This window comes from Streptomyces rubiginosohelvolus (assembly GCF_014649875.1).
Classification (GTDB): Bacteria; Actinomycetota; Actinomycetes; order Streptomycetales; family Streptomycetaceae; genus Streptomyces; species Streptomyces rubiginosohelvolus.
Genome location: NZ_BMTW01000004.1, coordinates 1 through 21,201, shown reverse-complemented (window position 1 = coordinate 21,201; position 21,201 = coordinate 1). Strand labels below are relative to the sequence as shown.

At 71.9% G+C, this 21,201-nt stretch carries 24 protein-coding genes and 1 pseudogene; 12 read left to right on the top strand and 13 right to left on the bottom strand.

What is annotated here, in order from left to right; all coding sequences use genetic code 11:
- Window positions 1-144: 144 nt before the first annotated feature.
- The 3 genes from IE134_RS12405 to IE134_RS12395 form a co-directional block, all read right to left on the bottom strand.
- Window positions 145-1,290, bottom strand: a complete 1,146-nt coding sequence (locus tag IE134_RS12405) for an N-acetylglucosamine kinase (protein ID WP_229823531.1) — start codon at window positions 1,288-1,290, stop codon at window positions 145-147.
- On the bottom strand, window positions 1,287-1,964 hold the full coding sequence (locus IE134_RS12400; RefSeq protein WP_030714176.1) for a uracil-DNA glycosylase: 678 nt from the start codon (window positions 1,962-1,964) through the stop codon (window positions 1,287-1,289). The genes IE134_RS12405 and IE134_RS12400 overlap by 4 nt, the downstream gene beginning before the upstream one ends.
- A gap of 67 nt (window positions 1,965-2,031) precedes the next feature.
- Window positions 2,032-3,117, bottom strand: a complete 1,086-nt coding sequence (locus IE134_RS12395) for a WD40/YVTN/BNR-like repeat-containing protein (protein WP_189430472.1) — start codon at window positions 3,115-3,117, stop codon at window positions 2,032-2,034.
- Window positions 3,118-3,355: 238 nt separating this feature from the next.
- On the opposite strand from IE134_RS12395, the gene IE134_RS12390 reads away from it, so the two are divergent.
- Window positions 3,356-4,072 carry a cupin domain-containing protein gene (locus IE134_RS12390; RefSeq protein ID WP_030714170.1) on the top strand — a complete coding sequence of 239 codons (717 nt, stop codon included), beginning with the start codon at window positions 3,356-3,358 and terminating at the stop codon, window positions 4,070-4,072.
- 43 nt (window positions 4,073-4,115) lie between these two features.
- Here the strand turns inward: IE134_RS12390 and IE134_RS12385 are convergent, their stop codons facing one another.
- A complete protein-coding gene (locus tag IE134_RS12385; RefSeq protein WP_143668783.1) occupies window positions 4,116-4,301 on the bottom strand; it encodes a hypothetical protein in 186 nt (61 codons plus the stop codon).
- Between IE134_RS12385 and IE134_RS12380 the strand changes: the two genes are divergently transcribed.
- Complete coding sequence (locus tag IE134_RS12380) at window positions 4,279-4,737, top strand: hypothetical protein (RefSeq protein ID WP_189430470.1); 459 nt, start codon at window positions 4,279-4,281, stop codon at window positions 4,735-4,737. The genes IE134_RS12385 and IE134_RS12380 overlap by 23 nt on opposite strands.
- 77 nt (window positions 4,738-4,814) lie before the next feature.
- Window positions 4,815-5,573 (top strand): class I SAM-dependent methyltransferase, encoded by a 759-nt coding sequence (locus IE134_RS12375; protein WP_030714164.1) that lies wholly within the window; start codon window positions 4,815-4,817, stop codon window positions 5,571-5,573.
- A gap of 14 nt (window positions 5,574-5,587) precedes the next feature.
- On the opposite strand, the gene IE134_RS12370 is transcribed toward IE134_RS12375, so the two are convergent.
- Window positions 5,588-7,009: an FAD-dependent oxidoreductase gene (locus IE134_RS12370; protein WP_098019869.1), complete on the bottom strand. Its 1,422-nt coding sequence runs from the start codon at window positions 7,007-7,009 to the stop codon at window positions 5,588-5,590.
- Between the two features lie 90 nt (window positions 7,010-7,099).
- A complete protein-coding gene (locus IE134_RS12365) occupies window positions 7,100-7,786 on the bottom strand; it encodes a DUF305 domain-containing protein (RefSeq protein WP_179888276.1) in 687 nt (228 codons plus the stop codon).
- 158 nt (window positions 7,787-7,944) lie between these two features.
- Between IE134_RS12365 and IE134_RS12360 the strand changes: the two genes are divergently transcribed.
- Window positions 7,945-9,438 (top strand): LVIVD repeat-containing protein, encoded by a 1,494-nt coding sequence (locus IE134_RS12360; RefSeq protein WP_030714155.1) that lies wholly within the window; start codon window positions 7,945-7,947, stop codon window positions 9,436-9,438.
- A 306-nt stretch (window positions 9,439-9,744) separates the two neighbouring features.
- Here IE134_RS12360 and IE134_RS12355 read toward each other — a convergent pair whose 3' ends face one another.
- From IE134_RS12355 to IE134_RS12335, 5 genes and pseudogenes are all read right to left on the bottom strand, one after another.
- The gene (locus tag IE134_RS12355; RefSeq protein WP_179255609.1) at window positions 9,745-9,921 is read right to left on the bottom strand and encodes a hypothetical protein; all 177 of its coding nucleotides are present in this window, start codon (window positions 9,919-9,921) and stop codon (window positions 9,745-9,747) included.
- A 130-nt stretch (window positions 9,922-10,051) separates the two neighbouring features.
- A pseudogene (locus IE134_RS12350) lies at window positions 10,052-10,748 on the bottom strand (HAD family hydrolase).
- On the bottom strand, window positions 10,742-11,440 hold the full coding sequence (locus tag IE134_RS12345; RefSeq protein WP_097986541.1) for a phosphatase PAP2 family protein: 699 nt from the start codon (window positions 11,438-11,440) through the stop codon (window positions 10,742-10,744). The pseudogene IE134_RS12350 and the gene IE134_RS12345 overlap by 7 nt, the downstream one beginning before the upstream one ends.
- 90 nt (window positions 11,441-11,530) lie before the next feature.
- Window positions 11,531-12,466 (bottom strand): M56 family metallopeptidase, encoded by a 936-nt coding sequence (locus IE134_RS12340; protein ID WP_097885790.1) that lies wholly within the window; start codon window positions 12,464-12,466, stop codon window positions 11,531-11,533.
- Between the two features lie 98 nt (window positions 12,467-12,564).
- Entirely contained in the window at window positions 12,565-13,176 is a 612-nt protein-coding gene (locus IE134_RS12335) for a DUF5134 domain-containing protein (protein ID WP_030714147.1), read from the bottom strand.
- Between the two features lie 222 nt (window positions 13,177-13,398).
- Between IE134_RS12335 and IE134_RS12330 the strand changes: the two genes are divergently transcribed.
- On the top strand, window positions 13,399-13,944 hold the full coding sequence (locus IE134_RS12330) for a GNAT family N-acetyltransferase (protein ID WP_030714144.1): 546 nt from the start codon (window positions 13,399-13,401) through the stop codon (window positions 13,942-13,944).
- Window positions 13,945-13,977: 33 nt separating this feature from the next.
- Here the strand turns inward: IE134_RS12330 and IE134_RS12325 are convergent, their stop codons facing one another.
- Window positions 13,978-14,661 (bottom strand): glycerophosphodiester phosphodiesterase, encoded by a 684-nt coding sequence (locus tag IE134_RS12325; protein ID WP_189430468.1) that lies wholly within the window; start codon window positions 14,659-14,661, stop codon window positions 13,978-13,980.
- Between the two features lie 294 nt (window positions 14,662-14,955).
- Between IE134_RS12325 and IE134_RS12320 the strand changes: the two genes are divergently transcribed.
- The 4 genes from IE134_RS12320 to IE134_RS12305 all read left to right on the top strand — a co-directional run bounded on the left by IE134_RS12320 (window position 14,956) and on the right by IE134_RS12305 (window position 18,891).
- Window positions 14,956-16,353, top strand: a complete 1,398-nt coding sequence (locus tag IE134_RS12320) for a DUF6421 family protein (protein WP_030714138.1) — start codon at window positions 14,956-14,958, stop codon at window positions 16,351-16,353.
- Window positions 16,354-16,379: 26 nt separating this feature from the next.
- Window positions 16,380-17,147 carry an SDR family NAD(P)-dependent oxidoreductase gene (locus IE134_RS12315; protein ID WP_030714135.1) on the top strand — a complete coding sequence of 256 codons (768 nt, stop codon included), beginning with the start codon at window positions 16,380-16,382 and terminating at the stop codon, window positions 17,145-17,147.
- Window positions 17,144-18,205, top strand: a complete 1,062-nt coding sequence (locus tag IE134_RS12310; protein WP_030714132.1) for a threonine aldolase family protein — start codon at window positions 17,144-17,146, stop codon at window positions 18,203-18,205. Before IE134_RS12315 ends, IE134_RS12310 begins: the two co-directional genes overlap by 4 nt.
- An 86-nt stretch (window positions 18,206-18,291) precedes the next feature.
- Window positions 18,292-18,891, top strand: coding sequence for a transglutaminase-like domain-containing protein (locus tag IE134_RS12305; protein ID WP_030714129.1), 600 nt, complete (start codon window positions 18,292-18,294; stop codon window positions 18,889-18,891).
- Between the two features lie 63 nt (window positions 18,892-18,954).
- Here the strand turns inward: IE134_RS12305 and IE134_RS12300 are convergent, their stop codons facing one another.
- Entirely contained in the window at window positions 18,955-19,677 is a 723-nt protein-coding gene (locus tag IE134_RS12300) for a lysophospholipid acyltransferase family protein (RefSeq protein WP_010062748.1), read from the bottom strand.
- Between the two features lie 230 nt (window positions 19,678-19,907).
- Here IE134_RS12300 and IE134_RS12295 point away from each other — a divergent pair, with 230 nt between their 5' ends.
- From IE134_RS12295 to IE134_RS12290, 3 genes are all read left to right on the top strand, one after another.
- Window positions 19,908-20,234 carry a TlpA family protein disulfide reductase gene (locus tag IE134_RS12295; protein ID WP_030714126.1) on the top strand — a complete coding sequence of 109 codons (327 nt, stop codon included), beginning with the start codon at window positions 19,908-19,910 and terminating at the stop codon, window positions 20,232-20,234.
- A 72-nt stretch (window positions 20,235-20,306) separates the two neighbouring features.
- On the top strand, window positions 20,307-20,387 hold the full coding sequence (locus tag IE134_RS34620) for a putative leader peptide (RefSeq protein WP_351449023.1): 81 nt from the start codon (window positions 20,307-20,309) through the stop codon (window positions 20,385-20,387).
- A gap of 43 nt (window positions 20,388-20,430) precedes the next feature.
- Complete coding sequence (locus IE134_RS12290) at window positions 20,431-20,940, top strand: flavin reductase family protein (RefSeq protein ID WP_126932066.1); 510 nt, start codon at window positions 20,431-20,433, stop codon at window positions 20,938-20,940.
- The last annotated feature ends 261 nt before the right edge of the window (window positions 20,941-21,201 follow it).

Here is a 21,201-nt window from a genome sequence, read left to right as displayed (position 1 = left end):
TACTGGTTTTACCTGCCCCTCTGTTCGGGGAGGGGCAGGTCGAGCGTTAACTATCCGCTTATGTCCGATGAGTGATGTACCACCGGAGTGTCCCTGTCTGTCGGCTCGCTATTCGGCCGATTCGCCCGCCTGTCCTTCTCCCTGTCACTCCGGCCGGGGCTCGCTGTGCACCGCCGTCTCCTCGCGCTGCCCGGTCTCCTGCTCCCGGGGTACGAACAACATCGTCGGGTGGTGCGGCAGGCGCAGGTCCCCGGCCGCCAAGGCGCGTGCGATCCGGAGTGCGCCCGTCAGCGGATCGCCCGTCGCGGTGGTCATCCGGGCCCCGGGCAGCAGCCGCGCCAGCTCCTCGCGCAGAGGTGCGATCAAGGGCTCGCCCATCCGGAACAGGCCGCCGGTCAGGGCCACTTGGCCGGTCCCGCCGCCCTCGCCGTCCGGCTCGGCCGGCGCCGGGCACACGGCCGCCGCCGCCTCGGCGATATGGCCCGCGGCCTGCCGCAGAATGCCCGCGGCGACCGGATCCGCTCCGGCGCACGCCGCCACCTCCGGGGCGAACGAGGCCAGCACGGCGGGCCGGTCGGAGCGCGGATAGAGCAGTCCCGGCAGCGCCTCCGCCGGCCCGAACACGGCCCGCAGCCGGTCCAGCAGCGCGGCGGAACCGCCCCGCCGCCCGTCGTGGGCCCGCATCGCCGCGTCCAGCCCGGCCCTGCCGATCCACGCACCGCCGCCACTGTCACCCAGAAGATGACCCCATCCGTCGGCCCTGTGCCACTCCTTCAGGTCCGTACCGAGGGCGATCATGCCCGTGCCGCCCGCGACGACCGCGCCGGGGCGCTGTCCCACCGCGCCCGCGTAGGCCGTCACCGCGTCGGCGGCCAGCGCCACCCGGCGTACCCCCAGGGCGTCCGTGAGCGCGCCGGGAAGCTCCGCCCGCAACCGCTCGCCCAGCGTGGCCATCCCGGCGGCCCCGATCGCCACCGCCGCGACCTCATGAGCCGATCCGTCGTCGGCCCGGGAGCCGCTGGGCCGGGCGTCGCTCCGGGTTTCGGCCGACGCGGCGGCCGACGCCCGCTCCAGCAGCTCCCGGGCGGCGGGCAGCAGCTGATCCAGCAGATGCCCGGCGTCGATGCCGCCCGGACCCGTCCGTACCGGCTCGGCGCAGACCGTCGTCGCGAGGGGCCCCGGCTCGCCCGCCCGGCCCAGCGCCACCCGCAGCCCGGAGCCCCCGGAGTCGACCCCGAGGACGTACGCACCGGGACAGGCCGGACCGCCGGGCGCCACGGCGTACGTCACGGAAGCCGCCAGTCCACCGGCGCCGCTCCCTGGCGCTCCAGCAGTTCGTTGACCCGGCTGAACGGCCGCGAGCCGAAGAAGCCCCGGTCCGCGGACATGGGGGAGGGGTGCGAGGACTCGATCGCCGGGAAGTCACCCAGCAGCGGGCGCAGATTGCGGGCGTCACGCCCCCACAGGACCGACACCAGCGGGGTGCCCCGGGCCACCAGCGCCTTGATGGCCTGCTCGGTGACCTCCTCCCAGCCCTTGCCCCGGTGGGCGGCGGGCCGCCGCGGCGCGGTGGTGAGCGCCCTGTTGAGCAGCAGCACCCCCTGCCTGGTCCACGGAGTGAGGTCGCCGTTGGACGGTCTGGGCAGCCCCAGGTCCCCGTGCAGCTCCCGGAAGATGTTCTCCAGGCTGCCCGGCAGCGGCCGGACGTCGGGGGCCACCGCGAAGCTCAGCCCGATCGCGTGTCCTGGGGTGGGATATGGATCCTGGCCGACGACCAGCACTCTCACCTCCTCGAACGGCTGCTGGAACGCCCGCAGTACATGAGCCCCGGAGGGCAGGTACGTGCGTCCCGCGGCGATCTCCGCGCGGAGGAAGTCGCCCATAGCGGCGATGCGTTCGGCGACGGGTTCGAGGGCGTCGGCCCACCCCGGCTCGATGATCTCTTTCAACGGTCGTGCTGCCACGGCCCGCACTCTACTGCTGATACGACCACTCCGATCAACTGCCGTCGGTGCTCCGGCCGACCGCCCGTCAGCCGAGCGCCACCGCCCGTACGCACAGGACGTCCGGCAGATGGGAGGCGAGCTGCTGCCAGCTGTCCCCGTCGTCCGCGCTGGCGTACAACTCGCCGTTGCGGTTGCCGAAGTAGACCCCGGCGGGGTCCGCGTCGTCGGTGCAGAGCGCGTCCCGCAGCACCGTGCCGTAGTGCGCCCCGGCCGGCAGACCCTCGGAGAGCGGCTCCCAGGTGCGCCCCGCGTCGGTCGTACGGAACACCCGGCAGCGGTGCTCCGCCGGGACCCGGTCGGCGTCGGCGTTGATCGGGAAGACGTACGCCGTATCGCCGCGGTGCGGATGCGCGACGGCGGCGAACCCGAAGTCGGAGGGCAGCCCCGCGCCGATGTCGCTCCAGTGGTCACCGGCGTCGTCACTGCGGAACACGCCCCAGTGGTTCTGCAGATAGAGCCGGTCCGGGTCGGCCGCGTCCCGGGTGACCTTGTGGACGCACTGGCCGAACTCCGGGTCGGGGTCCGGGAGGAAGACCGCGGAGACGCCCCTGTTCGACGGCTCCCAGCTCGCCCCGCCGTCCTTCGTCCGGAACACCCCCGCCGTCGACACGGCGACCGTCACGGCCTTGGCGTCCCGGGAGTCGGTCAGGACGGTGTGCAGCCCCTCACCGCCGCCGCCCGGCTCCCACCGCGAGCGGGTCGGGTGCTCCCAGAGCGGACGGACCAGCTCGAACGACTCGCCCCGGTCCTCGGAACGGAACAGCGCGGCCGGCTCCGTGCCCGCGTAGACCACGTCCGGTGCCTCGGGGCCTGCCGGATGCAGCTGCCAGACGCGCTCCAGCGAAGCCCCGGTGGACTTGGGGAACTTCACCGCGGGCTGCCGTGGCTCGACCCAGGTCTCGCCCAGATCGTCCGAGTGGAAGACGGACGGCCCCCAGTGCGCGCTGTCCCCGCCGACCAGGATTCTCGGGGTGTCCCCCCGGGTGTCCACGGCCACCGAGTAGATCGCCTGCGCGTTGAAGTGCGGGCCCGTGATCTCCCAGGTCCCACCCCGCCTGCGGCCGATGAAAAGGCCCTTGCGGGTGCCTGCGGTGAGCAATACATCGGTCATGGTTCTGGACCTCCCGATACGCCGTTGTGCCGGAACAGTGCCAGTCTGCACCCGGCCACTGACAGTGGCTCGCGCACACGCCAGCCGCCCGTGGTCATGCCCGGGGTGCGCCGCCCGTGGCGCTGTCCGCCCGCCCGGTTCCCTTGACCGGGGTCCGGCGGCGGCCCTAGCGTCCAGAGTCGTAGAAAGCGCTTTCGGTGCGGTTGGGAGACCGTGCCGCCGAGACCCAGGAGCCCCCGTGGTGACCTTCGAAGGACTGCCCGGCGCCGTCGCCGTCTCGCATCTGACCGTCTACGACTGGCCCGCCGTCGACGGACAGCGTGGGGGCACCCCGCATCTCCACCTGACCTGCTCGGAGGGGTACGTCGTGGTCGGCGGAAGCGGCTCCGTGCAGACCCTCACGACCGCCGGATACCGGGAGACACCGCTGACGCCCGGAGCGCTGGTCTGGTTCACCCCGGGCACCATCCACCGCCTGGTCAACGAGGACGGGCTGCGTCTCATCGTGCTCATGCAGAACAGCGGGCTGCCGGAGGCGGGCGACGCCGTGCTCACGCTGCCGCCCCGCAGGCTGACGGACCCGGACGACTACCGCGCGGCGGTGGCGCTCCCGGTGGACGCCGAGGAGGCCGTGCAGGAGAAGGCGGCGCGGGCCCGGCGCGACCTCGCCGTGGAGGGGTTCCTCGCCCTGCGGGAGGCGGTGGAGGACGGCGATCCGGAGCCGCTGGCCTCGTTCCATCGGGCCGCCGCCGCGCTCGTCCGCCCCCGTACGGGGGAGTGGCGCACCCGCTGGGAGAAGGGGGCCGCCACGGCCGCCGCCGCGACCGCCGACCAGCTCGACGCCCTGGACCGGGGCGAGGCCGGCCACCTCGCCGACGCCCGCGTCCACGCCGAACGCCCCTCGGCGTACGGCCGGTTCGGCATGTGCGGCCGCCTGGACGTCTACCGCACCTGAGCCCGCCCGGCCGATGGGAGCCGGCCGAGTCCTGACCACCCCGTCATACCGCCCCGGCCGCCACCGGGCCCGCCCGTACGCCCGGCGGCCGGGAGCTGACATCCTGGTGGCGGCCGGACAGCGGCCAGGCCAAGCCCCCGGACGGCCAGGTGGCGGTCAGGAACAGCCGGGGCCGGTCAATGGCCAGGTACACCGAGGAGACGACGATGAGCAGCGGGACCGGGATCACGGACGCCGACGGCCGCCCGGTGCCCATCACGGTCACCGTGGACGAGCACATGCCGGCCACGGCCACCGCGGGCGGTCCCGCCCCGGACGCCGGCCCCGCCCCCGCGCCCCGTATCGGCATCCGCCTCACGCCCCCGGCGGGCGAGCTCGTCTGGTCCTGCACCCCTGAGGCGGCCCGCGAGCTGGCCGCGGAGCTCCTCCGGGCAGCCGAGGAGGCCGAGAGCGCGCCCGCGGGGCACCCCGTCACGGTCGAGGCCGGCGAACTGCGCCGCGGCGACGTGCGCGACGGCGACCGGGCCATGACCGTCGAGAGCGCCCGGACCGACGGCTCCACGGTCCACGTCACCTGGAAGTCCGGAGTCGGCCGCAACTGGACCCAGGCCTACGCAGCCGATACCGCCATCACCCTCAAGCGGCGACTTCCCGAAGGCCGTTGACTGCCTCGCCCTCCCGTTCCGGGCGGCACGGCAGTGCATGGCCGCAGGGGGCGGCCGCGTCGGTAGGGTGGCCCGTGATGTTTACCGAACAGGGCCCCACCGTGCGCGAACTGGCCGTTCAGGCGCTCTCCTCGATCGAGCGCGGCTACGACCTCCTCGCCCCGAAGTTCGACCACACGCCCTACCGCACCCCGGACCGCGTGCTCGACGCCGTCACCGACGAGGTGCGCCGGCTCGGCCCCTTCGACACCGGACTCGACGTCTGCTGCGGCACCGGCGCCGGGGTCGGTGTACTCCGGCGGCTGTGCCGCGAGCGGGTCGTCGGGGTCGACTTCAGCGCGGGGATGCTCGCCGAGGCCCGGGCCGCCTTCCCGCCCGAGGGCGAGCGACCGGCAGAAGACGAACCGGCAGGCGAGGGCCCCGCAGTGGACTGGGTACGGGCCGACGCCCGCTCCCTGCCCTTCGCGCCCGCCTTCGATCTCGCCCTGAGCTTCGGGGCGTTCGGCCATTTCCTGCCCGCCGAACGCTTCGGCCTCTTCGCCGAGGTGTATGGATCGCTCCGCCCGGGCGGACAGTTCGTCTTCCCGATCGGCGCACCGCCCCCCGTGGGGTCCCGCGCCTACTGGACGCTGCTCGGCTTCGACGCGGCGATGCGGGTGCGCAACGCCCTGTGGCGCCCGCAGTTCGTCATGTACTACCGCACGTTCCGGCTCGGCGATGTGCTGGAGGACCTGACGCGGGCCGGATTCGCCGTGCGGCTCGTGCCGCTCGCCGAACTGGGCCGCCGCCCCGACGGCAGCCCCCGCGCCCGGCTGGTGGTGGCGACGCGGGAGTGACCGTGCGGGGCCGCTCAGCCGTTCTCGTCCCGGGCCGCCGCCAGCAGCCCCGCCCAGTCGGGGATCTTCACCGGGCCGCGCCCCAGCGACCGGCCCAGCTCCGCCTCCGCGCGCTCGATCGACAGCCAGCCGGCCCACTCCACCGGCCGCAGCCCCCACTCCCGCAGCACGGCCAGCGGGTCGTCCGCCGCCGTACGCCGCGTCAGCGCGGCCGCGTCCGCCAGCAGCGAGGCCACCGTCTCCTTGGCGCAGGAGCGGTTCGAGCCGATCACCCCGGTCGGCCCTCGCTTGATCCACCCCGCCACGTACTCACCCGGCGACGGCACCCCGCCCCGCAGCACCCGTCCCGCCGCATGCGGCACCGTTCCCCGCACCGGGTCGAACGGCAGCCCCGGCAGCTCCACCCCGCGATAGCCGACCGCCCGCAGGACGAGCTGCGCCTCGACGTCCTCGTAACGACCGGTGTCCCGTACGCCCCCGGCCTCGTCCGGGGCCGTCCGGGCGAACCGGACCCCGGCCACCCGCCCGCCGCGCTCCAGCAGCTCCACCGGCCGCAGGAAGAACCGCAGCCGGATGCGGCGTACAGCATCGGCCGAGCCCGGCGCCCCGCCCGGCATGTCCCCGGCGGCCCCCGCCCCGCCGCCGACCGACCAGCCGCGCAGCACCTCCAGGTTCCGCCGCACCACGGCGGGCAGCGGCAGGGCTCCGGGCAGGCCGTCCGGAGCGGCGTACGCCGGGTCGAGCGCCAGCTCGGTCGGGTCGACGACGACCCGCGCACCGGGCAGCGCCCCCAGCTCCCGCAGCTCCCTGGTGGTGAACCGGGCCTGGGAGGGGCCCCGGCGGCCCACGATGTGCACCTCGCGCACCCGGCTCTCCTCCAGCGCGCGCAGCGCGGCGCGGGGCACGTCGGTGCGGCGCAGTTCGCCGGCGCCGCGCGCCAGGATCCGGGCCACGTCGACCGCCACGTTGCCCACGCCGATCACGACGGCCGAGCGGGCCTCCAGGGCGTCCCGGGCGAACGGGTCGGCGCCGATGTCCGGATGGGCGCTGTACCAGGAGACGAAGCGGGTGGCCGAATAGCTGCCCGGCAGGCCCTCGCCCGGCACCGCCAGCGCCCGGTCCGCCGACGCCCCGACGCAGTAGACGACCGCGTGGTACAGCTCCGCGAGCCGGGCGGGGGAGACCCCGTCCGGGCCGCCGACGCCGACGTTGCCCACGAAGGTGACCCGCTCGTCCTCCAGCACCGCCCGCAGGCTGTTCTGCAGCGACTTGATCTTCTCGTGGTCGGGGGCGACCCCGTACCGCACGAGTCCGTACGGGGTGGGCAGCCGGTCCAGGACATGCACGCGCACATCGGGCACCAGGGACTGCTGGAGGAGGGCCTGGGCGGTGTAGACCCCGCTGGGACCGGAACCGACGACGGCGACGGAGAGCACGGCGCACCTCTTTCCCGGAGGTTCCCTCCAGGATGGCACCGCCGGGCCGATCCGCACCGCCGGGCGCAGGAGGCAGCGCGGCCAGGTGGCTCAGTCCATCATTCCGCGCATCCGGTTGATCTCCACGGTCTGCTGGGCGACCACGTCGCTCGCCATCTCCTCGACGAAGATGTCGTTCCCCTCGGTGAGTGCCTCCGTGGCCATGGTGATCGCCCCCTGGTGGTGGGTGATCATCAGCTCCAGGAAGAGCTTGTCGAACGCCTTGCCCTCGGCGCCGCGCAACTCCTTCAGCTGGGCCTCGGTCGCCATGCCGGGCATGCCGGAGTGGTCGTGGTGCTGCTTGCGCTTGTCGCCGCCGTTTCTCTTGAGCCATCCCTCCATCGCGCCGATCTCCGGCTTCTGGCCCGCCGCTATGCGTTCCGCCAGCCGTTTGACGGTGCTCCGGGAGGCCCCTTTCGGGGCGAGTTCGGTCATCACGAGCGCCTGTGCGTGATGCTCGATCATCATCTGCGCATACCGGAAGTCCGCGGAGTTGGCGGTGTCCTGACCGGTCTCCTCGGCGGCCTCCTCGGCGGAGAGCGTCCGGGCCGGCTCGCCCGGTCTGCCGGGCGCGACCACGCCGGGACCCGCGTCTTTCGCCTTGCCCGACGTTCCGTCACCGCTGTCCGCGTCACAGGCTCCCAGGACGAGCGCGGCGGCAATCGCCGCCGCCGCGAGAGCGGTTGAGCGCAGAGCTGCGGTCCGGCGATGGATCAACACGGTGACCTCCTGTGCCACAGGGTTTGTTGCAGACCGTCCTAACACGCTTCCACCGGCGGAAGATCAAAAACTTTTATTACGTCTGCGTTGCCATCTGTTGATGTGTACATGTGAGGGACGATACTGCCGGGGGTTCCATAACCGTTCGACCCCGAACGGATCCTAGGGAGGACGCAGTGACCTCGTTGCACACCACCCGCGTGCGGCGCAGACGTCTGGGCGCGGTGGCAGCCGCGGCCGGACTCCTCGCCACGCTGCTGACGGCCACCACAGCGGCCGCGACCCCCGACCCGGGCGATGCCCCGGCCGAGCGCGGTTCCGTCTCCAAGAGCGACCAGGCCGAGGCCAGGGACGCGATATCCGGGGGTGACATACCCGGTGTGGACGAGATCGTCCACAGCTCCAACATCAAGCACCTGACGAACGTGCCGAAGGGCGCCCTCCAGGGCACCAACACGGACCTCGCGTTCCAGGGGAAGTACGCGTACGTCGGGAACTACGACGGCTTCGTCATCTACGACATCAGCAAGCCGAAGAAGCCCAAGACGGTCGCCCAGGTTCTCTGCCCCGGCTCCCAGAACGACATCTCGGTCTCCGGGAACCTGCTCTTCCTGTCGACGGACTCCTCGCGCAGCGACGACTCCTGCTCCAGCACCTCCCAGCCCGCCACGGAGAAGTCCTCCTGGGAGGGCATGAAGATCTTCGACATCAGCAACAAGCGGCAGCCCAAGTACATCGCCGCCGTGGAGACCGCCTGCGGTTCCCACACGCACACGCTGGTGCCGGACGGCAAGAAGAACGTGTACGTGTACGTCTCCTCGTACTCGCCCAACGAGACGTTCCCGGACTGCAAGCCGCCGCACGACGGGATCTCCATCATCAAGGTGCCGCTCAAGGCGCCCCAGAAGGCCCGGGTCATCGACTTCCCGGTGCTCTTCCCGGACGGCGGTAACCCGGGAGCGCCCGAGAACCCCGGCGTCTCCAAGACGACCGGCTGCCACGACATCACGGTGCTGCCGTCGAAGGACCTGGCGGCCGGTGCCTGCATGGGTGACGGTCTGCTGTTCTCCATCGAGGACCCGGAGCACCCGAAGATCATCGACCGGGTCCAGGACAACGTGAACTTCGCGTTCTGGCACTCGGCGACCTTCAACCAGGGTGCGAACAAGGTCGTCTTCACCGACGAGCTCGGCGGCGGCGGCGCGGCCACCTGCAACGAGCAGATCGGTCCCAAGCGCGGCGCCGACGGCATCTACGACATCGTCGGCAAGGGCGACAAGCGCAAGCTGGTCTTCCGCAGCTACTTCAAGATCGACCGTCACCAGGCCGACGCCGAGGTCTGCGTCGCCCACAACGGCTCGATCATCCCGGTGAAGGGCCGCGACCTGATGGTCCAGGCCTGGTACCAGGGGGGCATCTCCGTCTGGGACTTCACCAACTCGGCCAAGCCCAAGGAGATCGCCTTCTTCGAGCGCGGTCCGGTCACCCTCGACCAGGTCACCACGGCCGGCCCCTGGTCGGCGTACTACTACAACGGTCACATCTACTCCAGCGACATCGCCAAGGGCTTCGACGTGCTGAAGCTGGACGACCGGCGTACCGACCCGGCGAAGCGGGTCAAAATGGACGAGCTCAACGTGCAGACGCAGCCGGACTACTTCGACCGCTGATCCGTCAGCGCGTCGCGCAGCAGGTTCGTCTGCCATTCCGGGGCCGGTGTCTCCCGGGCGGTCTCCCGCCCGCGAGACACCGGCCCCGGTGCGTGCGGAGCGGAAATTCATTGACCGATGAGCGGGGTGGGGACATGCTGGATCCCTGCGACGGCGGACCCCGCAACACCGGTCCCCGGCGCGGTCCACGGCCGTGTCCCACGGGGCACGCCGGGGGTGTGCCCGGATCCGGCGACGCGGGGGATCGCCGGATCGGGCGCGATCTCCCACAAGCTCCTGGTCACGGGCCGACGGCGGCCTCGGCGGTCAGGCGGCGGTGCGTACGCTCCCGCCGGCGGCGGCGGCCCACTCCACCAGCAGCCGCTGGTATGCGGCCTCGTCCTGCGGCGTCAGGGACCCGCCCGAACGCTGCCACAGGTCGCGGATCTCCGCGTTGACCTCGGCTGCGGAACGGGTGGACACGGACGACGGCATAGGGGACATGCCCACCAGGCTACGACCACGGGCGGCTCCCTTTACCCCTTCCGCGGCGGGATATGCCTCACACCCCGGCCCCATCTCTCGTGATCTCCTCGGTCCCGCCGGTGGGCCTCGCCCCTGCCCGCAGTGGGCCTCAGCCCGGGACCAGCCCCAGGGAACGCAGACCGTCGGGCCGCTCCGGCACGGGCAGATGGTCCACGAACCGCACCTCGCAGCCCAGGGCGGCCGCACCCCCGTCCGCGATCCGGTCGTCGCCGACCATGACCACGTCCGCCGGATCCCGGCCGATCATCGTGCAGGCGATGCGGAACAGCTCCGCTGCGGGCTTCTGGAGCCCGTGCTCGAAGGACAGCACATAGGCGTCGACCAGGTCGTCGAGCCCGTGCGCACGGAAGACCGGACGCAGGTCCCAGCCGATGTTGCTGACCACACCGACCGCGATCCCCGCCCTCCGCAGCCCTTCCAGGACCTCCACCGCGTCCGGATAGGCCTGCCAAGGCCTCCGGCCGCATATGGCGGGCGTACAGCGCGTCGTAGAGCCCCGGATCGGGCAGCGCGACGGTCCGGGCCAGCCCGGTGTACGCCTCGCGGTGCAGCGCGGGGGTCAGGTCCCGGCGCGCCATCGCGTCGGCCAGCCGCTCCGGGACCCGGAGCGGAGGCGGACCGCCCGGGAGAGCGCCGGCCTCCGTGAGCCCCGTCACGTACGGCTCGAAATCCTCCGGCGGTACGTCGACGCCCTCCTCGCGCAGCACGGTGGCGAGCCAGTCCCGGACCGGCTCGATCCGGAACAGCGTTCCGGAGAAGTCGAACAGCACGCCTTCGATCACCATCGGTGCGATCCCTCCCGGGGCGCCGTGTACCGGGCGTAACCGGCGGCGCTCAACGCCACCACGGCCACCCCCAGCAGCGCACCGCCCACGACATCGGTCAGCCAGTGCACCCCCAGATATACCCGGGTCGCCGCGACGCCGATCGCCGAGACCACCGCCACGGCCAGTGCCGTACCCCACAGCCCGGGGCCGGCGCCGTACAGCCGCAGCAGCCACAGGAGCAGCCCGCAGGTCACGACGGCCGTCATCGCGTGCCCGGAGGGAAAGGCGGCGAAGTTCGCGGAGTCCACCGGGTCGGTCCACTGCGGGCGCTCGCGGTCCACCGCGGCCTTCAGCCCCTGCTGGAGGAGGGTGGCGAGCAGACTCGTCGCGGCCGTCCACAGGGCGAGCCGGCGCGCACCGCGCCACCACAGGGCGATCACCGCCACCGCGATCAGGGCGCGCATGGTCCAGGGATCCCACACCCAGTCCGTCAGCACCCGGTTCACGTGGACCAGACCGGGGTCGCCGACCGCGTGCCGGTGCAGGGCGTCGGCGACCGACCGGTCCAGGGACATCAGCGGCGACCAGCGCACCGCCACCAGGACGAGCAGCACCAGAGCGGCCGCGCCGACGACGGCTCCGGTCCACAGGGCGGGCGCGGTGCGGGGGGAACGGTCCGGTGAACGGAAGCGGAAGTGGGGGGAGGGCATGGGGTGATCCTCGCGGAGGACCCCGCCCGAAGGCCAACCCGGGTACGGAACCGGGCCGATCCGGGTGCGGAACCCCGGCCGCCCGGGGGGCTATCCGAGGGCGCGGAGCCCCGGGACGAAGGCCACGACCACCGGGACGACCGGCACCAGCGCGGCGGCGGCCGTCAGCCGGAGCCTGCGGCCCGCCGTGAGCCGCTCGACCGGGGCCAGCAACCGGTTGACCCGGAGGGGCACTTCGGCCTGCGGAGTGGGGCAGGGGCCGAACACCCCGCGGTCCTCGTTGAGTCCGACCAAGGCGAGCGCGGTCGTCAGCCTGCCGAAGCGGCGCGACGCCACGTCGTCGGCGGCCAACTCGACCAGCCGGTGCATCTCGTCGCGGAACGCGGCGAACACCGGGATCTGCGGGAAACCGATCGCCAGCGCAGACGAACAGTGCAGCAACCAGTCGTGCCGGGCCTGGGCGTGCCCCTGCTCATGGGCCAGCACCGCATCGAGCTGACGGCCCTTCAGGCGGCCCAAAGCTGCGGTGGTGATGACGAGTTGGGGTGCGGTGCCGGGCAGCCACCAGGCGTCCGGGCGTTCGCCCTCCAGCACCACGAGACGGTCGGCCCCGGGCTCCTCGCCCGGCATCAGCGGGGCGCGCACCAGCAGTTCCGCCCGGCGCTGCTTGCGGCGACGCCGTGCCCGCCGGATCTCCCGCAGGAGCATCGTGCCGGACCACAGCCCGCCGAGTGCCAGCAGCACCGCGATGACCGCCGACCAGGGCCCGTACGCCGCCAGGGCGTACGCCTCGACGACGGCGTGCGGAGCGGGGGCGAAGACATGGCCGCGCACCGCCTGCCAGGCGGCGGCCGCGCTCAGCGTCATGGACAGGGCGAACGACAGGAGGACCGCGGCCACCACGCACTGCCAGACCCACAGGGCCACGACCGGCTCGCGCTCCGGCCACCGGGCCCGCGCCATCACACGCGGGGTCACCAGGGCGGTCAGTGCACCGAGCAGCAGCAGCGCGAGGGAGACCAGCATGGCTTCAGCTTATGAGGGGCGGGTCGGCCGGGGGTACGGCCGCGACGGCCAAGTGACGCAGGCCACTGTTTGAAGGGGGTTCTGTCCCACTTCCCGTCTCACAGGGTGAGAAGCATGGCGAACATGCCGATGCCCATCGTCAGTCGGCAGGCCGTCGTGAGCTCGGGCCGCCCGTCCGCCCCGCCTCCGAAACCGCCCGGCCCCCGGCCGACGGCCCCCGTGCCGCCCGCCGGGGGCACGGCAGCTCCGGGGAGAAGCCGGCCGGCCGAGCCCAGCACGTAGAAGGCGTAGTAGACGAGCAGAACCCCGGTCAGCACGGGTATGCCACCGGCCCCCGCCGACGCCGCCCCGTGCCCGGCGTGACCGCCCCCGCCGCTCCCCGTCACCGCCGGGGCCATCGCCACGGCCATGTAGACCATGGCCAGCGAGCCGACGAGGTGGTGCAGATGGTGGCCGCCGCGCAGGGCGGGCCGCAGCGCCCGCAGCGCGGCCGCGCCGAAGAGCACCGCGTACACCGCCCAGGCCCAGCCCGGGGGCGACAGCACCGCCGCCGGGACGGCCATCGCCGCCATCCCGAAACCCATGAGCGCCTCCGAGCGCGCTGTGCGGCGCTCCTGAGGCGTCCCCGTGCGGGTGCGCAGAAGGCAGTAGGCGCCGCTCACCGCGCACAACACCATCAGCAGCCAGCCGGTCGAAGCCCCTCCGTGCACGGCGCGCCTCCCCCGGTCGGACGTACGGCACTGTTGCGGGTCGCCCCCATCGCTGCCCACGCCGACGCCGCCGAACCCGGCGCACAGGGGAGTGAAGGGAGCGCGCCGGGGCCCGCCGGGGGCGCTCCGGGTCGCGTTACTCTCGACCGGACGCGCAGCAGCGACCGTACGCACGGCAGCGGAGAAGCCCGTACGGCAGCAGAGAAACGGAGAGCCCCACCCATGGACACCGCCACGCCCGACTCGGCCCGGCTGACCTTCCGTGACGCGACCGAGGCCGACGTCCCGGCGCTGGTGGCCCTGATCGAGTCCGCCTACCGCGGTGACTCCAGCCGCACCGGCTGGACCACCGAGGCCGACATCCTCCAGGGGCAGCGGACCGACGAACAGGGCGTGCGCGACGTCATCGACGCTCCGGCGAGCAGGCTCCTCGCGGTGGAGCGCGGCGGCGAACTCGTCGCCTGCTGCCAGCTCGAACACCGGGGCGACGCGGCCTACTTCGGCATGTTCGCGGTACGGCCGGGACTCCAGGGCGGCGGACTCGGCAAGCTGATCATCGCCGAGGCGGAGCGCGCGGCGAAGGAGAGCTGGGGCGTCGGCGAGATGCACATGACGGTCATCTCGGTGCGCGACGACCTGATCGCCTGGTACGAGCGCCGAGGCTACCGCCGTACGGGGGCGCTCACCCCGTTCCCGTACGGCGACGAGCGCTTCGGCATCCCGCAGCGCGACGACCTGGCCTTCGAACTGCTCGTCAAGAACATCTGACGGCCCGCCGGGGCGACCGGCCCCGGCGCGCCCTCAGGCGGTGAAGCGACCGGTGCGGCGGATCTCGGGGAAGTCGGTCGTCGCACCGTCCAGGTTCAGGGCCCGGGCCAGGCGCAGGTGGTCCTGGGTGTTCACCACCCAGCCGATCACCTTCAGGCTCTCGGCGTGCGCCTGCTCCACCACCTCCAGGGTGAGGCGGCGGATGTTGAGCGCGAGCGTCGCCGCGCCCACCGCCTTCGCCCGGTCCACCACGTCCGCGCCCCAGCGGCTGGCGATGAGGACCGTCCGGACGCCGGGCACCAGCCGGGCGATCTCGGTGACGGCCTCGTCGTGGAACGAGGACACCTCCACCCGCCCGGCGAGATCGCGCTCCAGCATCACGTCCGCCAGCGCGCGGGCCGCCGCCACATCCTTGATCTCCGCCTGCAACGGGGAGGAGACTGCCTCCAGCACCTCTTCGAAGACGGGGATCCGCTCGCCCCGGCCGGCGTCGAGCTCGCGCAGCTCCGCCAGGGTCTTGGCCGCGATCGGCCCGGTGCCGTCCGTCGTGCGGTCCACGTCCGCGTCGTGCATCACGGCGAGCGCGCCGTCCTTGCTGAGGTGGAGATCCAGCTCGATGGCGTCCATGCCGGACGCCTCGGCACGGACGAAGGAGCGCAGGGTGTTCTCGGGCTCGACGCCCATCACTCCGCGATGACCCAGGGTGAGAAATGACAAGGCGACCTCGTTTCCGTCGGCGGCTTCCCGTCGACTGCTCCTGCCCGCGCTGAGGTACGGCAATACGGCACTGGGGAGGGTAACGGCCCGGGCGCGGGATGTCCCACGCCGTGCGGGCCCGGTCGCCCGGATCCGAGCGGCACTGCGGGAACTGCGCCCCTACCCGGCATCCCACAGGAAAAACAGCGGTGACCATAGGGGGTACGCAGGATAATTTTCAGGTCTGCACTTGTCGGAGTGAACCCTGCCCGGCTACGGTGATGTCACGCGAGGTTCTCCCGTGGAGGAAGTGTTATGACGGAAATTCTTGTGCACGACGCCACCGACGGCGCGATAGCTACGGCCCAGCGGGTCGTCGAGCACCCGGCCTGGCCCGTGCTCAGGGATGCCGTCGAGGAGATCCGCCCCTGGCAGTCCAAGGACGGATCCATCGACTTCGAGGCCGACGGCGCCCCGTCCCCGGCCGACGTCGAGCGCGTCCTCGACCGGGTGATCGGCGCGGTCGAGGAGCTGTCCCCGCTCCTCCCGCACGACGCCGCCTACCACCGCGCTCTCGTCACCGACCTGCGCCGCTGGGCCGCCGACGGCTTCCGCGTCCCCGACTTCCTGGACTCGCTGCTCGCCTTCCAGCCGGCGAAGATGCGGGCCGACGGCCTCCAGCACCTCGTTGTCTTCGCGATGTACACGCAGAACGGCAACCCCGACCGCAACCTCGAAGCGGTCGTCCTCAAGATGGTCTGGCCCGAGTGGCTCGCCGACCTGGAGGCGAACCGCTACGACAACCCGCTCTTCTGCGGCATCACCTTCGAGGACTTCACCTCCGGCTACGACACCAACTCCGCGGTGCTCTTCCCGGAGACCATCGCCGTGCGTGAGGCCCCCGAGCGGTTCAGCTGGGGCGGCATCTTCTGCGACCGCGAGGCCGCCCGCTTCCGCCGCGTCACCGAGGCCTCCGTCGAGCTGCTCGGCCTGGAGCTGCCCGACGACATCCGCGAGATGATCGGCGACCAGAAGCGCTGCGAGCAGGCGTTCGTCCTGTGGGACATGGTCCACGACCGCACCCACAGCCACGGCGACCTGCCGTTCGACCCGTTCATGATCAAGCAGCGCCAGCCGTTCTGGATGTACGGCCTGGAGGAGCTGCGCTGCGACCTCACCGCCTTCAAGGAGGCCGTGAAGCTGGAGTCCGAGGGCAACGCCCACGGCCGCGACGTGCAGTACGCCGTCCTCTTCGACCGGATGTTCCGCTTCCCCGTCTCCGGTGAGCGGGTCCGCAACTACGACGGCCTCGGCGGTCAGCTCCTCTTCGCCTACCTCCACAAGCACGACGTCGTCCGCTGGACCGACAACACCCTGAAGATCGACTGGGACCGTGCCCCGCAGGTCACCAACCAGCTCTGCGGCGAGATCGAGCAGCTCTACCGCGACGGCATCGACCGCCCCAAGCTGGTCCACTGGTTCGCCGCGTACGACCTCGTCTCCACCTACCTCGCCCCGCACCCGGGATCGCGCTGGGCCAAGGGTCCCGACGCCCTCGACCTCACTCTTCCTCCTCGCAAGCTCGTCGACGACGTGCTTCCGGACGAGTTTCCCCTGAGCATGTTCTATGAGGCGCTCGCCAAGAAGCTGAAGCACGTGATTGCCTCCACCAAGGGAATCACCGCGGCGAACGACGAGCGGGCAGCCGCGTGAACCATTCTCCCGAGGAGGCGGTGGCCATGAACGGAAACGGCACGGGCGAGGGGACGGGCGCGCTCGAAGGAGCCGTGGTCGCGGTCGCCGGAGCGGCGGGACCTGCGGGCCGCGCGACCCTGCTGCGACTCGCCGAGGCGGGCGCCACGGTGGTCGGCTGCGATGCCAACCCGGAGCGGCTCGCCGAGGCGGTGGACGCCGCCCGGTACGCCCACGGGGGCGCGACCGTCACCGGCGAGACCGTCGACCTGCTCGACCTCGACGCCACCCGCGACTGGGCCAAGCGCACCGAGGCGGAGTTCGGCCGCATCGACGGCCTGGTCCACCTCGTCGGCGGCTGGCGCGGCAGCAAGTCGTTCCAGGAGACCGTCCTGTCCGACTGGGACGCCCTGGAGAAGCTGCTCATCCGCACCGTCCAGTCGACCACGCTGGCCTTCCAGGAGGCCCTGGAGCGCAGCGACAAGGGCCGCTACCTCCTGATCAGCGCCGCCGGAGCCAGCAACCCCACCGCGGGCAACGCCGCCTACTCCGCCGCCAAGGCCGCGGCCGAGGCATGGACCCTCGCGCTCGGCGACGCCTTCCGCAAGGCGGGGGGCGAGGACGGGCCGCGTACCGCTGCTGCGATCCTGGTGGTCAAGGCACTGGTGAACGACGCCATGCGTGCCGAGCGGCCCAACGCGAAGTTCGCGGGCTTCACCGACGTCACGGAGCTGGCACGGGCCATCGCCGGCGTCTGGGACGAGCCCGCCCCCGAAGTGAACGGAAAGCGCCTGTGGCTGACCCCGCAACCGTGAGGACCGACGCACGACGTCACCACGATCCGCAGGTACGCGGCTTCGCCAGTGACAACTACGCCGGAGCGCACCCGGAGGTCCTCGCGGCCATCGCGCTGGCCAACGGCGGCCACCAGGTCGCCTACGGCGAGGACGACTACACCGGCCACCTCCAGCGCGTCATGCACAGCCACTTCGGCCCCACCGCCGAGGCCTTCCCGGTCTTCAACGGCACCGGAGCCAACGTGGTCGCCCTCCAGGCGCTCACCGACCGCTGGGGAGCGGTCATCTGCGCCGAGTCCGCGCACATCAACGTGGACGAGGGCGGCGCGCCCGAGCGGATGGGCGGGCTCAAGCTCCTCACCGTGCCCACCCCGGACGGCAAGCTCACCCCCGAGCTCATCGACCGGCAGGCGTACGGCTGGGACGACGAGCACCGGGCCATGCCGCAGGTCGTCTCGATCACCCAGAACACCGAGCTGGGCACCGTCTACACCCCCGACGAGATCCGCGCCATCTGCGACCACGCCCACGAGCGCGGCATGAAGGTGCACCTCGACGGGGCCCGGATAGCCAACGCGGCCGCCTCCCTCGACGTGCCGATGCGGACGTTCACCAACACGGTCGGCGTCGATGTGCTGTCCTTCGGCGGCACGAAGAACGGCGCGCTGTTCGGCGAGGCCGTCGTGGTGCTCAACCCGGACGCCGTCCGGGCGATGAAGCACCTGCGCAAGCTCTCCATGCAGCTCGCCTCCAAGATGCGCTTCGTCTCCGTCCAGCTGGAGGCGCTGCTCGCCAAGGACCTGTGGCTGCGCAACGCCCGGCACGCCAACGCCATGGCCCAGCGCCTCGCCGAGGGCGTCCGGGCGATCGACGGGGTGGAGATCCTCTATCCGGTCCAGGCCAATGCCGTGTTCGCCCGGCTGCCGCACGCGGTCACCGAGCGGCTCCAGGAGCGCTTCCGCTTCTACTTCTGGGACGAGGCGGCAGGAGACGTCCGCTGGATGTGCGCCTTCGACACCCGCGAGGACGACGTCGACGCCTTCCTCCAGGCGCTCAAGGAAGAGATGGCGCGGTAGCCACACCACTCTCGCGCATTGCATGACTATGCGGCCGACCGGAAATCAATTGATCTCCGGTCGGCCGCTTCGTACGCTCCGTGACCATGCAGCTGAACCAGCAGTCCCCGGACATCGCCGCCTATCTGGCCGCCGACGAAGCCATCGACCATGAACACCCCCGGGTGCGGGAGGTGGCGGCCGACCTGGCGTGCGAGCCCGACGACGCATACACATACGCCCGTACCGCCTTCACGTACGTACGCGACACCGTCCCGCACTCCGCGGACTCCGGCGATCCCCGCGTCACCTGGCGCGCCTCCGACGTCCTCGCCACCCGCAACGGCATCTGCTACGCCAAGTCCATCGCCCTGACCGCGCTGCTCCGGGCCCACGGCATCCCGGCCGGCCTCTGCTACCAGCGCCTCGCCGACGACGACGGGACGAACCCCGCGGTCCACGGCCTGGTCGCGCTCCGCCTCCCCGGACACGACCGCTGGGCACGGGTGGACCCCCGGGGCAACAAACCGGGCGTCGACGCGCGGTTCTCGCTGGAGGAGGAGCGGCTGGCGTGGACGGTGCGCCAGCACCTCGGGGAAGTGGACTACCCGACCGTGTATGCCGCGCCGCCCCCGGAAATCCTCCGCACGCTCAGAAGCGCCCGGGACCGCACGGAGCTCTGGCGGACCCTCCCCACGCACCTCTGAGCCCCCGGCGTACATGCTCACCGGGGGCTCGGGAGGAGAGAGGGGAAGGGGGGAGAGGGCCGGTCAGCCGAGCTCGCGCACCTCGGCGGGGGTCGGGGCCGTACCGCCGAGATGGGCCGGCACCCACCAGGTGTCGCTCGCGTCCTTCGGTCGCACCGGGTAGGCCCGCTGTGCCGCCTCCAGCAGCTCCTGGACCCGCTCCCGCAGCCGCCGGGTGATGGCGCCCGCGTACTGGTCGGTGGGCGCCTCCACGGGCTCGCCGACCCGGATCGTGATCGGGATGTGGCTGCGGGAGAAGTTGCGCGGCCGCCCCTTCGTCCAGATCCGCTGCGTCCCCCAGAGCGCCATCGGGATCAGTGGAACGCCGGCTTCCTGGGCCAGGCGCGCGGCACCCGACTTGAAGCTCTTCAGCGTGAAGGACTGCGAGATGGTGGCTTCGGGGAAGACGCCGACGATCTCACCGGAACGCAACGACTGCAGCGCGTGCGCGTACGCGTCCTCGCCCTGCTTGCGGTCGACCGGGATGTGCTTCATTCCCCGCATCAGCGGACCGGAGATCTTGTGCCGGAAGACCGATTCCTTCGCCATGAACCGGACGAGCCGCTTCTGCGGAAGAGCCCCGAGGCCGGTGAAGATGAAGTCGAGATAGCTGATGTGATTGCTGACCAGCACCGCGCCACCGGTCTTCGGGATGTGCTCCGAACCCTGAGTGTCGATCTTCAGGTCGAGCGCCTTGAACATGGTGCGAGCGGCGCCGATGACCGGTCGATAGACGAGTTCTGCCATCTGGGGAAGACCCTTCTTCAGTGCCTGGGGAGGGTTCTCCCGGCGGAAGTTACGCAGCCGTAGGTATTCGGCATTGTGGCGATGGTGCCCCATGCGCGAGCCGCTGGCCAGTCCCGGAGGACGTGGACCGCGAGATTCTCGTCACGTGCGCGTGACCCGCACGCTGCGGGAATGCCGGGGCGGCCGCCGGTGCTGACCTCTGACGACGAGCTCTGATCAGGAGGCACCAGGTGGACGGCCGGACCCGAGGACAGCGACTCGACGCAGCCCGACTCGGCGCGGAGTTGGGGGAACGCGCGACGCTCGTCCAGTTCTCCAGCGCCTTCTGTCAGCCGTGCCGGGCCACCCGCCGCACGCTCACCGAGGTGGCCGGGATGGTCGACGGGGTCGCCCACATCGAGATCGACGCCGAGGCTCATCTCACGCTGGTACGGGAGCTGGACATCACGAAAACGCCGACCGTCCTGGTGCTCGACGCCGAGGGCGAGGTGGTCCGCCGGGCGTCCGGCCAGCCCCGCACGGTCGACGTCGTCGCGGCGCTGGGGCACGCCATATGACGGACCGTGACGCATCTCCCACATTCCGGAACCCGCTTGACTGCACGCACCACGCATCGTCAGTCTGACGTTATGCCGCCAGAACTCCTTCTTCACGGCCGGGTCCATGTGGACCTCGCACGCTACGCGAGTGCGCGCTGTCCGGGTGTCTGAGCACCCACGGACCCGTACGCCACTTCCGCAGAAGGACACGTCCATGACGGCAACGCCCGATCTCGCCCAGGCCCCGACGGTCGCCACGCCCGAACTCTTCCGCTCGGTCTTCCGCCGCCACGCCGCGGGCGTCGCCGTGATCACGGCCGCGGGGGAGCGCCCCGTCGGCTTCACCGCCACCTCCCTGACCTCCGTCGCCGCCGAACCCCCGCTGATCTCGTTCGGTATCGGTACGTCGTCCTCCAGCTGGCCCGTGCTGTCCGGGGCCGCGTACGTCGGCGTCCACATACTCGGCGAGCACCAGCAGGACCTGGCCGCGACCTTCTCCCGCAGCGGAGCCGACCGCTTCGGCCCGTCGACCGACTGGAGCAGCGGGCCCGAAGGTGTTCCGCTGCTGGCGGACGTGTCCGCCTGGCTGGTCTGCCGGGTCGTGTCCCGCGTGCCGGCGGGGGACCACCGCATCGTCATCGCGGAGGCCGTGGCAGGCTCACCCTCAGGGGCCGGCCGTCCGCTGGTCTATCACCAGGGACGGTTCACGGCTCTGCGAGACTGAGGTCACGCACGCACGGGTCTGCCGCGTTGGCAAGGTCACAGTGCGGTGCGCTTGCTCAGGGGTAACAGTCTGGGTGTACTGGCGAGTAATATCGGCCTCGGAGCCTCGGTCGTCCCGACCGGATCCGGCCCGACAAGGCGCCTATGCTGCGTGCAACAAGGCAGCCCGGAAATGACGATGCAGTAGGAGAGCCGGCGTGAGCTTGAGGATCGTTGTCTGTGTGAAGTACGTGCCCGACGCGACCGGTGACCGGCGTTTCGC

What these genes read in the sequence shown, in the direction of transcription:
- IE134_RS12395 (WP_189430472.1), bottom strand. Translation starts at nt 3,117, where the DNA reads ATGACCGATGTATTGCTCACCGCAGGCACCCGCAAGGGCCTTTTCATC.
- IE134_RS12380 (WP_189430470.1), top strand. Translation starts at nt 4,279, where the DNA reads ATGAGCAGCGGGACCGGGATCACGGACGCCGACGGCCGCCCGGTGCCC.
- IE134_RS12375 (WP_030714164.1), top strand. Translation starts at nt 4,815, where the DNA reads ATGTTTACCGAACAGGGCCCCACCGTGCGCGAACTGGCCGTTCAGGCG.
- IE134_RS12355 (WP_179255609.1), bottom strand. Translation starts at nt 9,921, where the DNA reads ATGTCCCCTATGCCGTCGTCCGTGTCCACCCGTTCCGCAGCCGAGGTC.
- IE134_RS12345 (WP_097986541.1), bottom strand. Translation starts at nt 11,440, where the DNA reads ATGCCCTCCCCCCACTTCCGCTTCCGTTCACCGGACCGTTCCCCCCGC.
- IE134_RS12340 (WP_097885790.1), bottom strand. Translation starts at nt 12,466, where the DNA reads ATGCTGGTCTCCCTCGCGCTGCTGCTGCTCGGTGCACTGACCGCCCTG.
- IE134_RS12330 (WP_030714144.1), top strand. Translation starts at nt 13,399, where the DNA reads ATGGACACCGCCACGCCCGACTCGGCCCGGCTGACCTTCCGTGACGCG.
- IE134_RS12320 (WP_030714138.1), top strand. Translation starts at nt 14,956, where the DNA reads ATGACGGAAATTCTTGTGCACGACGCCACCGACGGCGCGATAGCTACG.
- IE134_RS12315 (WP_030714135.1), top strand. Translation starts at nt 16,380, where the DNA reads ATGAACGGAAACGGCACGGGCGAGGGGACGGGCGCGCTCGAAGGAGCC.
- IE134_RS12305 (WP_030714129.1), top strand. Translation starts at nt 18,292, where the DNA reads ATGCAGCTGAACCAGCAGTCCCCGGACATCGCCGCCTATCTGGCCGCC.
- IE134_RS12300 (WP_010062748.1), bottom strand. Translation starts at nt 19,677, where the DNA reads ATGGCAGAACTCGTCTATCGACCGGTCATCGGCGCCGCTCGCACCATG.
- IE134_RS34620 (WP_351449023.1), top strand. Translation starts at nt 20,307, where the DNA reads ATGCCGCCAGAACTCCTTCTTCACGGCCGGGTCCATGTGGACCTCGCA.
- IE134_RS12290 (WP_126932066.1), top strand. Translation starts at nt 20,431, where the DNA reads ATGACGGCAACGCCCGATCTCGCCCAGGCCCCGACGGTCGCCACGCCC.